Source organism: Stenotrophomonas sp. I18B00994 (genome assembly GCF_014145825.1).
GTDB lineage: Bacteria > Pseudomonadota > Gammaproteobacteria > Xanthomonadales > Xanthomonadaceae > Stenotrophomonas > Stenotrophomonas maltophilia.
In genome coordinates this window covers 1-12,984 of the sequence record NZ_JACIUW010000042.1, presented here as the reverse complement: position 1 = coordinate 12,984, position 12,984 = coordinate 1, and the positions used below count along the sequence as shown (strand labels likewise).

At 67.1% G+C, this 12,984-nt stretch carries 12 protein-coding genes; 9 read left to right on the top strand and 3 right to left on the bottom strand.

Going from position 1 to position 12,984, the window contains the following annotated elements:
* The first annotated feature begins 248 nt into the window (after positions 1-248).
* The 7 genes from ndk to der all read left to right on the top strand — a co-directional run bounded on the left by ndk (position 249) and on the right by der (position 6,880).
* A complete protein-coding gene (ndk, locus tag H4O10_RS21990; RefSeq protein WP_005409295.1) occupies positions 249-674 on the top strand; it encodes a nucleoside-diphosphate kinase in 426 nt (141 codons plus the stop codon).
* A gap of 10 nt (positions 675-684) precedes the next feature.
* Entirely contained in the window at positions 685-1,890 is a 1,206-nt protein-coding gene (rlmN, locus tag H4O10_RS21985; protein WP_005409296.1) for a 23S rRNA (adenine(2503)-C(2))-methyltransferase RlmN, read from the top strand.
* Complete coding sequence (locus H4O10_RS21980; RefSeq protein WP_005409297.1) at positions 1,877-2,662, top strand: tetratricopeptide repeat protein; 786 nt, start codon at positions 1,877-1,879, stop codon at positions 2,660-2,662. Before rlmN ends, H4O10_RS21980 begins: the two co-directional genes overlap by 14 nt.
* Before the next feature lie 18 nt (positions 2,663-2,680).
* A complete protein-coding gene (locus tag H4O10_RS21975; RefSeq protein WP_005409298.1) occupies positions 2,681-3,553 on the top strand; it encodes a RodZ domain-containing protein in 873 nt (290 codons plus the stop codon).
* A gap of 65 nt (positions 3,554-3,618) precedes the next feature.
* Complete coding sequence (locus tag H4O10_RS21970; RefSeq protein WP_005409299.1) at positions 3,619-4,257, top strand: tetratricopeptide repeat protein; 639 nt, start codon at positions 3,619-3,621, stop codon at positions 4,255-4,257.
* A complete protein-coding gene (gene bamB / locus H4O10_RS21965; protein WP_005409300.1) occupies positions 4,257-5,465 on the top strand; it encodes an outer membrane protein assembly factor BamB in 1,209 nt (402 codons plus the stop codon). Before H4O10_RS21970 ends, bamB begins: the two co-directional genes overlap by 1 nt.
* A 17-nt stretch (positions 5,466-5,482) precedes the next feature.
* Positions 5,483-6,880, top strand: coding sequence for a ribosome biogenesis GTPase Der (gene der / locus H4O10_RS21960; RefSeq protein WP_005413118.1), 1,398 nt, complete (start codon positions 5,483-5,485; stop codon positions 6,878-6,880).
* A 135-nt stretch (positions 6,881-7,015) separates the two neighbouring features.
* On the opposite strand, the gene H4O10_RS21955 is transcribed toward der, so the two are convergent.
* The 3 genes from H4O10_RS21955 to H4O10_RS21945 form a co-directional block, all read right to left on the bottom strand.
* The gene (locus H4O10_RS21955) at positions 7,016-7,765 is read right to left on the bottom strand and encodes a hypothetical protein (RefSeq protein WP_049460623.1); all 750 of its coding nucleotides are present in this window, start codon (positions 7,763-7,765) and stop codon (positions 7,016-7,018) included.
* A gap of 94 nt (positions 7,766-7,859) precedes the next feature.
* Positions 7,860-8,495 carry a LysE family transporter gene (locus H4O10_RS21950; protein WP_049397574.1) on the bottom strand — a complete coding sequence of 212 codons (636 nt, stop codon included), beginning with the start codon at positions 8,493-8,495 and terminating at the stop codon, positions 7,860-7,862.
* A gap of 74 nt (positions 8,496-8,569) precedes the next feature.
* The gene (locus tag H4O10_RS21945; protein WP_049460620.1) at positions 8,570-9,385 is read right to left on the bottom strand and encodes an AraC family transcriptional regulator; all 816 of its coding nucleotides are present in this window, start codon (positions 9,383-9,385) and stop codon (positions 8,570-8,572) included.
* Positions 9,386-9,473: 88 nt separating this feature from the next.
* Between H4O10_RS21945 and moeB the strand changes: the two genes are divergently transcribed.
* On the top strand, positions 9,474-10,610 hold the full coding sequence (gene moeB / locus H4O10_RS21940) for a molybdopterin-synthase adenylyltransferase MoeB (RefSeq protein WP_076739218.1): 1,137 nt from the start codon (positions 9,474-9,476) through the stop codon (positions 10,608-10,610).
* 249 nt (positions 10,611-10,859) lie between these two features.
* Complete coding sequence (locus H4O10_RS21935; protein ID WP_099562828.1) at positions 10,860-12,692, top strand: monovalent cation:proton antiporter-2 (CPA2) family protein; 1,833 nt, start codon at positions 10,860-10,862, stop codon at positions 12,690-12,692.
* The last annotated feature ends 292 nt before the right edge of the window (positions 12,693-12,984 follow it).

Below are 12,984 nucleotides of genomic sequence, written 5' to 3'. Positions count from 1 at the left end.
GCAGTGCAGCAAAATCGGCCGATCCGGTCAGATTTCACTCAGGTGGGTGAATGGGGTAGTGCCGGCCGCTGGCCGGCAGCCCCGAGGTTGAATGGCGCCCAATGCCGGCCAGCGGCCGGCACTACCATGCCGCCGCTTTATCTTTTACAATTCGCCTACGTTTATCAGGCTAAGCCCGCGTCCCGACGCGGGTTTTTTTCATGTTACCCTTCGGGCCATCAGCGGCCCGATTCCATTGGAGACATCCCATGGCGCTGGAGCGCACCCTTTCGATCATCAAGCCGGACGCCGTTGCCAAGAACGTCATCGGCGAAATCTACGCCCGCTTCGAGAAGGCCGGCCTGAAGGTCGTGGCCGCCAAGTACAAGCAGCTGTCGCGTCGTGAAGCCGAAGGCTTCTACGCCGTGCACCGCGAGCGTCCGTTCTTCAACGCGCTGGTCGAGTTCATGATCTCCGGCCCGGTGATGATCCAGGCCCTGGAAGGCGAGAACGCCGTCCTGGCCCACCGCGACCTGCTGGGCGCCACCAACCCGAAGGAAGCCGCGCCGGGCACCATCCGCGCCGACTTCGCCGAATCCATCGATGCCAACGCCGCCCACGGCTCGGACTCGGTCGAGAATGCCGCGATTGAAATCGCCTACTTCTTCGCCGCCACCGAAGTCGTTTCGCGCTGAGAGTAATGCCGTGAACGAGGTCGTACAGTCCCCCGCCATCCAGCCGCTGCCGAAGTCGGCACCCACGGCTGGCAAGCAGAACCTGCTCGACCTCGATCGCGCGGGCCTGGAGAAGTTCTTCGTCGAGGTTCTCGGCGAAAAGAAGTTCCGTGCCCATCAGGTGATGAAGTGGATCCACCATCGCTACGTCACCGACTTCGATGAAATGACCGACCTCGGCAAGGTCCTGCGCGCCAAGCTGCAGGCCCATGCCGAGGTGCTGGTTCCCAACATCGTGTTCGACAAGCCCTCCGCCGACGGCACCCACAAATGGCTGCTGGCGATGGGCGTGGATGGCAAGAACGCCATCGAGACCGTGTACATCCCGGACAAGACCCGCGGCACGCTGTGCGTGTCCTCGCAGGTCGGTTGCGGCCTGAACTGCACGTTCTGCTCCACTGCTACCCAGGGCTTCAACCGCAACCTGACCACCGCCGAGATCATCGGCCAGGTGTGGGTTGCCGCGCGCCACCTGGGCAACGTGCCGCACCAGATGCGCCGCCTCACCAACGTGGTGATGATGGGCATGGGCGAGCCGCTGATGAATTTCGACAACGTCGTGCGCGCCATGAGCGTGATGCGCGACGACCTGGGCTACGGCCTGGCCAACAAGCGCGTGACCCTGTCGACCTCCGGCCTGGTGCCGCAGATCGACCGCCTGTCTGCCGAAAGCGACGTGTCGCTGGCGGTGTCGCTGCATGCGCCGAACGACGCGCTGCGCGAGACCCTGGTGCCGCTCAACAAGAAGTACCCGATCGCCGAGCTGATGGCCTCGTGCGCACGCTACCTGCGCGCCAACAAGCGCCGCGAATCGGTCACCTTCGAATACACCCTGATGAAGGGCATCAACGACAAGCCCGAGCATGCCCGCGAGCTGGCCCGCCTGATGCGCCAGTTCGACAACGCGGTGCAGGCCAAGGATTCGGGCAAGGTCAACCTGATTCCGTTCAACCCGTTCCCGGGTACCCGCTACGAGCGTTCGGAAGAGGCGCACATCCGCGCCTTCCAGAAGATCCTGCTCGACAGCAACGTGCTGACCATGGTCCGCCGTACCCGTGGCGACGACATCGACGCCGCCTGTGGCCAGCTCAAGGGCCAGGTGATGGACCGCACCCGCCGCCAGGCGGAGTTCAACAAGACGCTGCAGGCGGGGAAGGGGAGCGATGCCGCGGCCTGACCGCCTCTGGCTGGTTCTGCTCGCAGGCACGCTGGCCCTCGCGGTCGGCGGCTGCAAATCCCATCCCAAGGCCAAGCTTGGCCCGAGCGAGGCGCCGGTCTACTCCGTCCGTGATCCGGAAGGGGTGCGGCAGCAGGTGCGCTGGCAGGAGTTGCTGACCCTGGCCGGCCGCGACATCCAGGGCGGCAATCTCGATGCTGCCGAGCGCAAGGCGCGCGAAGCCCAGAAGCTGGTGCCGACGGCCCCCGACGGCCTGGTCCTGCTTGCGGGCATCGACGAGCGTCGCGGTCGCAGCCAGCAGGCCGGCGAGAACTTCCGCAAGGCTGCCGAGCTGGCGCCGCAACGTGGCGACGTGCTCAACAACTATGGTGCCTGGCTGTGCCAACAGGGCCAGGCGGCCGAATCGCTGGTGTGGTTCGATCGTGCCCAGCGGGCGCCGGGCAATCCCGCCGTCGCCGAAGCGCAGTCCAATGCCGGCAGCTGTGCGCTGGATGCAGGCCAGTTCGAGCGTGCCGAGCGCGACCTGCGCGCGGCGCTGTCGGCGCTGCCGGGAAACCCGGTCGCGCTGGAGGCCATGGCCCAGCTCAGCTTCCGCCAGGGCCGCTACATGGAGGCCCGGGCCTTCGCCGAACGTAGGATTGCGGCTGCACCCGCAACGCGTTCCGTGTTACAACTTGCGTCTCAAATCGAAGCGCGGCTGGGTGATCGGGCGGCATCTGACCGCTATCTTCAGCGCATTCGACAGGAATTTCCGCAGGAAGCGGGCTCCTAACTCCAGGGTTGATGCATTGTGATTGATGACCAGACTGTGAGCGCTCTCGAGACTGCGGCCGGCTGCGGCACCCGCCTGCGCCAGGCCCGTGAAGCGGCCGGACTGACCCTTGAGGATGTCGGCTCGCGCCTGCGCATGCCGGTCCAGGTGGTCAGGTCGCTGGAGGAAGAGCAGTGGCAGAAGCTGGGCGCGCCAGTCTTCGTGCGCGGCCAGTTGCGCAGCTACGCGCGCCTGCTCGACGTCGATGTGAGCCAGCTGCTGGAGCAGGCCCAGGTGGGTCCTGTCGTGCCGCCCACCCTGGTCAGCCATACCCATACCCCGCGTGCGCGCCGCATTGCCGAGAATCTCGGCCGGCGCGTGCTGTACGTCGGCATCACCGCCGTGCTGGCCGTGCCGGTGTGGTTCGCCACCCGCGGCCATTTCGATGGCAGTGCCACGCCGTCGCCGAACACGGCCTCGCTGGACGCGATCCCGGCCGCTGTGCCGGTGGCCCCGTCCGCTGCGGGTGTCGAGCCGGCAGCCCCGGCTGAAGTCGCGAGTGCCCCGGCCAGCAAGCCGGCCGCAACCCCGTATGTCGCTTCGCTGTCCCCGGTGCCGCGTTCGGCACCCGCTGCGCCCGCAGCCGCCAATACGCTGGAGATGCAGTTCAGCGGCGACAGCTGGGTCGATATCGGTGGTCCGGACGGCGCCACGGTCGAAAAGGCGCTGATCAAGTCCGGCGAGAGCCGCAGCTTCACGCCGGGCCAGGTGACCCGGGTGACCCTGGGCAACGCCTCGGCGGTCCAGGTTCAGCAGAACGGCGCTATCGTCGATCTGACCCCCTACCAGCGAGCCAACGTGGCACGCTTTCAGGTATCCTCTGAAGGCTCCGTAGTCCCGGTTTCGCACTGAGGCGCGGTTTCACCACCTTCGATTAAACCCAATGGTCCCTCCCGATGGGCGGGGCGAGAGTACGCATGGCGATCGACGATCTGCTCGACGAGCACGAACAAAGTGAACGCGTCCGCAGCTGGCTGCGGAAGAATGGCGCCAGCATCCTCGGTGGCGTAGCCATCGCGATCGGTGCCATTGCCGGCTGGCAGTGGTACCAGAAGGATCAGGGCGGCAAGCTGGCCTCGGCCAACGTGGAATACCAGAAGGCCCTGGTCGGTCTTCAGCAGAACAAGCTCGACGACGCTGCCAAGGCAGTGAAGGCGCTCGAAGCGGGCCCGTCCAGCATCTATGGCGACCTCGCGGCGCTGCAGCTGGCCAAGGCCCAGGTCGACGCCGGCAAGAACGAAGAAGCGCTGGCCACCCTGCGCGCCGTGAAGGTCGAAAGCGACCTGCAGCGCGTGGTCGACCAGCGTGTGGCCCGCCTGCTGGTGGCCACCGGCAAGAGCGACGAGGCGATCAAGCTGCTGGGCAGCGCCACCGACAGCAGCAGCCTGGAAATCCATGGCGATGCGCTGATGGCGCAGGGCAAGCGCGATGACGCCCGCGCACAGTACGAGAAGGCGCTGAAGTCGCTGGACGTGGCAGCGCCGCAGCGGCGCCTGCTGGAAACCAAGGTTATGGATGCCGGCGGCACGGTCGCCGCCCCTGCGGAGTCGGTTTGATGAGTCAGAAGGTCATGATCACCCGCGTCGCCACCGTGCTCCTGATGGGCATGGCCCTGACCGGCTGCAGCACCATGAAGGGCTGGTTCGCCGGCAAGGACGCGGCAGCGAAGAAGGCCCAGGAGCCGGCTGAGCTGGTCAAGTTCGAGCCGAGCGTCAAGGTCAACAAGGCCTGGTCGGTCAACCTCGGCAAGGGCGAGCGCCGCATCGGCGTGCGCCAGGGCCCGGCGGTGGCCAATGGCCACGTGTTTGCCGCGGCGATCACCGGTGGCGTGCACGCCATCGACCTGCAGACCGGCAAGAAGGTCTGGACCTGGGAGCCGCAGAAGGAAAAGAAGAAGCCGAAGCTGCGCCTGTCCGGCGGCCCGGGTGTCGGTGAGAACCTGGTCGTGATCGGCACGCTCGATGGCCAGGTCATCGCCCTGGACATCAATGACGGCAGCGAGAAGTGGCGCGCCCGTGTTCCGGGTGAGGTCATTGCCGCGCCGGCCGTGGCCCAGGGCCTGGTGTTCGTGCGCAGCAACGACGGCCGCGTCACCGCGTTCGATGCCGGCAACGGCACGCAGAAGTGGTTCAACCCGAGCGAACTGCCGGCGCTGACCGTGCGCGGCAACGCGCCGGTGGTCACCGGTCCGGGCGTGTTGTTCATCGGCAAGGACGAAGGCGCGGTTGCCGCGCTGGCCATGCAGGATGGGCGTACCCTGTGGGAACAGAACCTTGGCAACGGCGAAGGCCGTACCGAGCTGGACCGCATGGCCGATGTCGACGGTGCCCCGGTGCTGGAGGGCAACACCCTCTTCGTGAGCAGCTTCAAGAACCAGACCATGGCCATCGAAGGCCCGACCGGTCGCCCGCTGTGGGCGCGCGACCATGGCGGTGCAGGTGGCGTGGCAGTGTCGTCGGGCAATGTGTTCGTCACCGACAACAAGGGTGGCGTGTTCGGCTTGGACAAGGCGACCGGCGCTGCCATGTGGTCGCAGACCGAGCTGGCGCGTCGTTCGCTGACCGGCCCGGCGCTGCACGGTGATTACGTGGTCGTCGGCGACTACAAGGGATACGTGCACTGGTTGAAGACCTCCGATGGTGCGATGGCGGCACGGGCGAAGAGCGGCGGTGACGCCCTGCTGGCCCAGCCGGTCGTCGTCGACGGGGTGCTGCTGGTGCAGAACGTGGATGGCAAGCTGACCGCCTTCCGGTTGGCAAATTAAAAATTGGAGTAATCGCGATGCTGCCTTTGGTCGCCCTGGTTGGACGGCCGAATGTCGGCAAGTCGACTATTTTCAATGCGCTTACGCGCACCCGCGACGCGCTGGTCCATGACCAGCCCGGCGTCACCCGTGACCGCAACTACGGCGTCTGCCGCCTCGACGAGGACAACCATTTCCTCGTCGTGGATACCGGCGGTATTGCCGGGGAAGACGAAGGCCTGGCGGGTGCCACCACGCGCCAGGCCCGGGCTGCGGCGGCCGAAGCCGATCTGATCCTGTTCGTCGTCGACGCCCGCGAGGGCACCTCGGCGCTGGACGACGAGATCCTGGCCTGGCTGCGCAAGCTGTCGCGCCCGACGCTGCTGCTGATCAACAAGATCGACGGCACCGACGAGGACAGCGTCCGTTCGGAGTTCGCCCGTTACGGCTTCGGCGAGATGCTGACCGTCTCGGCCGCGCACCGCCAGGGCCTGGACGACCTGCTTGACGAAGTGATCCAGCGCCTGCCGGAAGAAGGCAGCGGCGAAGAACTGGACAACGATCCGAACCGTATCCGCATCGCCTTCGTCGGACGTCCGAACGTGGGCAAGTCGACCCTGGTCAACCGCATCCTCGGTGAGGAGCGCATGATCGCCTCCGACGTGCCGGGCACCACCCGCGACTCGATCGCGGTGGACCTGGAGCGCGACGGACGTGAGTACCGGCTGATCGACACCGCCGGCCTGCGCCGCCGTTCGCGCGTGGACGAGGTCGTCGAGAAGTTCTCGGTGGTCAAGACCATGCAGTCGATCGAGCAGTGCCAGGTCGCCGTGCTGATGCTGGACGCCACCGAAGGCGTGACCGACCAGGACGCCACCGTGCTCGGTGCCGTGCTCGACGCCGGCCGCGCGCTGGTGATCGCCATCAACAAGTGGGATGGCCTGACCGAGTACCAGCGCGAACAGGCTGAAACCATGCTGTCGCTGAAGCTGGGCTTCGTGCCCTGGGCCGAATCGGTGCGCATTTCGGCCAAGCACGGCTCGGGCCTGCGCGAGCTGTTCCGTGCGGTGCACCGCGCGCACGAATCGGCGAACAAGACCTTCACCACCAGCGAAGTGAACAAGGCGCTGGAAGTGGCGTACGAGACCAATCCGCCGCCGACCATCCGCGGCCACGTCTCCAAGCTGCGCTACGTGCACCCGGCCGGTTCCAACCCGCCGACCTTCATCGTGCACGGCACCCGCCTGAAGGAACTGCAGGAGTCGTACAAGCGCTACCTGGAGAACTTCTTCCGCAAGCGCTTCAAGCTGATCGGTACGCCGGTGAGCTTCATCTTCCGCGAGGGCACCAACCCGTACGAGGGCAAGAAGAACGTCCTCACCGAGCGGCAGGTCAAGGCCAAGCGGCGCTTGATGAAGCACGTCAAGGGCAAGTGATTCACGGGAAGGCGGCCGCAGGGCCGCCTTTTTTGTCTGTGGTAGTGCCGGCCGCTGGCCGGCAACCCGATGCCTGGCGTGTTCACGAGGTTGCCGGCCAGCGGCCGGTACTACCCCTACGTCTACAGTCCTCAATCATGGCGAACTGTTGCGACGAGCGCGGCAATGCGGCAACGCGCATGGGGCGCTGCGGGGCGCGGCGATCATCGATTCGGGTAGCTGCGCCTGTCCCGTGAGGCTTGCCCAGACCAGGGTGGTACCCAGTACCCCTGCCAGGTACGCCACCGACACCGCGCCGATCACCAGGCCCGCGGCATGCTCCAGCCACGGAAGCGATCGGCAACACCCCTGTGCCCAGCGCGGATGGCTGCCGAGCCACGCCATCAGCAGGCCGAGCGACAGCGCGACGCCGCCCAGGCAGGCCACGTAAGCGGCCTTTGTATCCATGTCGGCAACGAGGCCGCTGACCAGGGCTGCAACCGCGAACTGCAGCGTCCAGTTGTTGATGCTGGCGAGCGCCAACAGGCATCCAGCCTCGGCGTGCGGCCAACGGGAGCGGGCCTTCAGGCCCCGGGGCATCTGCAGGGAAAGCGGAGAGAGGGAGGTCAGCCCGGCGTCGCGCAGGCACATGCCCGCCAGGCGCAGCAGCAGCAGGCAGCCCGCGCACTGCATCGCCAGCGTCCACAGGCCGCGGTTTCCCAGCATGCCCGCCGCAACGAAGGCCGTGGCGCAGATGATGCCCGTACCGATGGCGATACCGAACGATGCGGCCATGGCGGCGTGCCCGCCCGCGCCCATCGCGGTGCGCAGGATCTTCGCGTGATTCGACGCAGGCAGGAGCAGGGCGAAGCCGTACAGCACCGCGACGATGAAGAACTGCTGCACGAAAACCTGCCACCAAACTACAGAAAGTGCCGAATGTGGGCTGCGCTGGACGCGCCGTATTGAACGCTATTGCGACAGGCGCGAATTACCGGCATCAGCCCAGCCACAGCGACACGGCGATCCATAGCGCCAGCGCAATCATCAGGAGCCCTGCGGCCCGTTCCAGCCAGGGCAGGGCACGCGCGAATCGACCCAGCACCCACGGGTGGCCAACCAGCGCGGCAACCAGCAGATCCCATAGCAGGACGATGCCGAACATCCACGCGCCATAGAAGAACTTCGTTGCGGCGCTGGGCTGCGGACCGTTGAGCATTGCCGCCAGCGTTGCGTAGAACAGCGCATTCTTCGGGTTCAGCAGCGCAGACAGGGCACCCAGCGCTGCCGCCCTCCACCATCCCTGGGCCCCACCCGCTGGCGATCCGGCGGCAGCTTCAGGTGCCTGCAACGTCGTCGAACCCGCATGGCGCAGGAACAGCGTGCCGAGGTACAGCAGGAACCCGCAGCCCGCCAACTGCACCGCAATGAACCCTGCGCTGCCTGGGCGCAGCATGGCCGTTCCGGTGAAAGCGGCCACGATGAAGACGCCATTGCCGACGGCGATGCCTGCGCAGGCACCACTGGCGGTGCGCCAGCCCGAGGTGATCGCGGTGCGTGCAACGAGGAAGAAGTCGGGGCCGGGTGAGAGCAGGGCGAGAAAATGTACGGTGGCGATGACCAGGAACTGTTCCATCGGGTCCGGCGGCGGCTGGCTGGGGCGCCAGTCTGCGGATGCCCCGCGCGATGGTATTGAACGTTATTGCAGGCTCAGCGCCGGTATTGGCCCGGGGTTGCACCGGCGTGGGCCTTGAAGACCCGCTGGAAATGGCTCTGGTCGGCAAAACCCAGCGCATGCGCGACCACGGCCAGTGCCTGCCCTTCGCACAGCCGCCGGCGGGCCTCCTGGATGCGTTGATCGATCTGCCAGGCGTGCGGTGTCAGGCCCGTAGCGCGTCGGAAGGCGCGGATCAGCTGGTAGCGGCTCATGCCTGCCAGCGATGCCAGCTCCTGCAGGGCCGGGGTGTGTTCGAGCCGCTGGCGCAGAACGTCCATCACCGGCTGCAAGCGCTGCTGTAACGCGGCATCTTCAAGCGGGCCGGCGACGGCTACACCATCGTGTTCCTCCAGATCGCCGACGAACGCGATCAGCGCCGCTTCCTTGACGCTGACCGGGTCGTCGGAGAACAGCGTCTCGTTGAGCTGGCAGTACTGCTGGTAGCGAGGGCGATGGTTGGAAATCCGGATCGGTTCCTGCTGCCAGTCGGGTTCGGGCAGGTCGTCATACTCGGCGCGGACCTCGGCCATCCAGCGCGGGTCCAGATGCAGCATCTGGTAGCTCCAGAGCTGGCCGGGCAGGGGGTTGCAGGCGTGCACGCGGCCTGCGGGCACGCCGACCAGACTGCCGGGCTGCAGCAGACGCGGCCCTTTCGCGGCGCCGGTGAACACGCTGCTGCCGGCGTCGACGGCGCCGATCGAGAAGGTGTCATGGCTGTGCGGGCGATGGCAGGCGCGGCTGTCGCACGCCCGTCGGCTTTCGACGAAGGGCATGCGCGGGTCACGCCAGAATTCGGTGGCAGAGCGCATGCAGCGGTTCCGGGATGCAGGGGCAACGCCCGCATGGTGCCATGTTCGGGGCAGGGCGCGTCGAGGGTGTCTGCGCGATAATGCGGCCATGAGCATCCAAGAGCTTTCCCCCGCGCAGGCGCGCGAGCGCCTGGCCCACGGCGCGGTGCTGATCGATGTGCGCGAGGCGCACGAGCGGGCCGGCGGGATGGCCGAGGGCGCGCGCGGCGTGGCCAAGGGCGAGCTGCAGGCCGACCCGGCCGCACACCTGCCGCGGCACGACCAGGAGATCCTGCTGATCTGCCAGAGCGGCAAGCGCTCGGCCGATGCCGCGCAGTTCCTGCTGCAGGCCGGCTACACCCACGTCGCTTCCGTGACGGGGGGTACCGTGGCCTGGCGCGAGCAGTCGCTGCCGCTGGTGCAGCCGCTGGCCAGCGCCGCCGACCGTGACTTCTACGACCGCTATTCGCGGCACCTGCTGCTGCCGCAGGTGGGCGAGGCCGGCCAGCGCCGGCTGCAGCAGTCGCGCGTGTTGGTGCTGGGCGCGGGTGGGCTGGGCGCACCGGCTGGGTTCTACCTGGCTGCCGCCGGGGTGGGGCACCTGCGCTTCGCCGACCACGATCGCGTGGAGCGCAGCAACCTGCACCGGCAGATCGTGCATACCGAAGCCAGCGTCGGCCAGCTCAAGGTCGATTCGGCGCGCGAGCGGCTGCTGGCGCTGAACCCGTCGATCGAGGTGGAGGCCGTGCCGGAGCGGGTCACCTCCGAGAACGTGGATGCGCTGTTGGACGGCGTGGACGTGGTGCTGGATGGCTCGGACAACTTCCCGCTGCGCTACCTGCTCAACGACGCCTGCATCAAGCACGCGATACCGATGGTGTACGCCGCCATCGAGCGCTTCGATGGCCAGGTAAGCGTGTTTGACGCCGGCCGCCAGCGCGGCGTGGCGCCGTGCTACCGCTGCCTGTTCCCGGAGCCACCGCCGCCGGAGTTCGCGCCGAACTGTTCCGAGGCCGGTGTGCTGGGTGTGCTGCCTGGCCTGGCCGGCGTGCTGCAAGCGACCGAGGTGCTGAAGCTGCTGCTGGGCATCGGTGAACCACTGGTCGGCCGCCTGCTGCGCTTCGATGCGCTGGGCATGCGCTTCCGCGAGACCGGCATCCGGCCGGACCCGCAGTGCCCGGTGTGCGCGCCGGGCGTGCCGTTCCCGGGGTATATCGATTACGCCGCGTTTTGCCGGGGTGGGTGAGGCTGGCCGGGGAATGCCTTGGTAGATGCCGACCTTGGTCGGCGTTTTCGTGCCAACCAAGGTTGGCACCTACCGAAGCGGGTGCATGGTGGCACCCACCGACGCGGATGCATGGTTTCGGGATGATGCTGGGGGTAGCTCCCTACATCGTTCCACCTCCAAGACAATCCGGCGCAACATGCGTGCTATTGCCGTCATCGGCATTGCTCTATTGTTGAACCCGATTCTGGATCTTGGGGAACACACCGCATGGCGGTAGAAGCAGCGACCAGCGAGCTGGTCAAGGTCGTCGCCCTGTTGGGCGCGGCGGTGGTGATGGTGCCTTTGTTCCGCCGGGCCGGCCTGGGCTCGGTGCTGGGCTACTTCGCCGCCGGCCTGGCGATCGGACCGTTCGGGCTGGGCTGGTTCTCCGACCCCCAGGCCATCCTGCATACCGCCGAGCTCGGTGTGGTGATGTTCCTGTTCGTGATCGGCCTGGAAATGCGGCCCTCGCACCTGTGGAGCCTGCGCAAGGAGATCTTCGGGCTGGGCACGCTGCAGATCGTCACCTGTGCGCTGGTGCTGACCAGCATCGCCAAGTTGTTCGGCCTGCCCTGGCAGGTGGCCTTCATCGGCGCCACCGGCTTCGTGCTCACCTCCACCGCAGTGGTGATGCAGTTGCTGGCCGAGCGTGGTGACATCGCGCTGCCGTCGGGGCAGAAGATCGTCTCCATCCTGCTGTTCGAAGACCTGCTGATCGTGCCGTTGCTGGCGCTGGTGGCCTGGATGGGCCCGAGCGCGGGCAGCGCCGATGGCGAGGGTTCGCGTTGGCTGTCGGTGGCGATCGGCGTCGGCGCCATCGTTGGCCTGGTGCTGGTCGGCCGCTTCCTGCTCAACCCACTGTTCCGCGTGCTGGCCGAGTCGAAGGCGCGCGAGGTGATGACCGCCGCCGCGCTGCTGGTGGTGCTGGGTGCGGCGTTGCTGATGCAGCTGTCCGGCCTGTCGATGGCGATGGGCGCGTTCCTGGCCGGCGTGCTGCTGAGCGAATCGACCTTCCGCCACCAGATCGAAGCGGACATCGAACCGTTCCGCGGCATCCTGCTGGGCCTGTTCTTCCTCAGCGTCGGCATGGCGCTGGACCTGGGCGTGGTGGCCGGCAACTGGCAGCTGATCCTCGGCCTGGTGCTGGCGCTGATGGCAGCCAAGGCGCTGTGCATCTACATAGTGGCGCGCATCATGGGCAGCGACCACGCGCAGGCGCTGGATCGTGGCGTGCTGATGGCGCAGGGCGGCGAGTTCGCCTTCGTGCTGTTCTCTGCCGCCGCATCGGCCGGCGTGATCAACCTGGAGATCAATGCCAACTTCACCGCCGTGGTGGTGCTGTCGATGGCGCTGACCCCGCTGGTGGTGCTGCTCTACAAGCGCGTGGCGCCGAAGCCGACGGTGAACATGGACGGCGTGGACGAGGCCGATGGCCTGTCCGGCAGCGTGCTGCTGATCGGCTTCGGTCGCTTCGGCCAGGTCGCCAGCCAGTCGCTGCTGGCGCGCGACGTGGACGTGACCATCATCGACAACGATGTGGAGATGATCCAGAGCGCGGCGCGCTTCGGTTTCAAGATCTACTACGGCGACGGTACGCGACTGGACGTGCTGCATGCCTCGGGCGCGGCGACTGCACGTGCGATTGCGGTCTGCGTGGACAAGGCCGAGGCCGCCGACCGCATCGTTGAACTGGTGGCACACGAGTTCCCCCAGGCCAAGCTGATGGTGCGCTCGTTCGACCGCGAACATTCGCTGCGGCTGATCCATGCCGGTGTCGATTTCCAGATCCGCGAGACGTTTGAATCGGCAGTGCTGTTCGGCCAGGCCGCGCTGGTGGAACTGGGTGCGGACGAGGACGATGCGATCGAAATTGCCGAGCAGATCCGTCGCCGCGATGCCGAGCGTTTCGAGCTGGAGATTGCCGGTGGTGGTCTGAATGCCGGCGCCAAGATGGTGTTTGGCAACTCCGGCCAGGGCGTGCCGACGCCGACACCGTTCACCGCGCCGAAGCGGGCAAGCAAGACGTTGAACCCGCAGGACGTGCCGGAAGAGGAAGAGTAAAGCCCGGTCGTGCCGGCCGCTGGCCGGCAGATACGGAAACGTTCCGACGTCATGGGGTTGCCGGCCAGCGGCCGGCACTACCGTGTGGGGAATTGCCGAAGCCGGTGGTTGGTCGTGCCGGCCGCTGGCCGGCAGATACGGAAACGTTCCGACGTCATGGGGGTGCCGGCCAGCGGCCGGCACTACCCGGGTCGGGAATTGCCGAAGCCGGCGGTTGGTCGTGCCGGCCGCTGGCCGGCAAATGCGCAAACGTTCCGACGTCAGGAGGTTGCCGGCCAGCGGCCGGCACTAC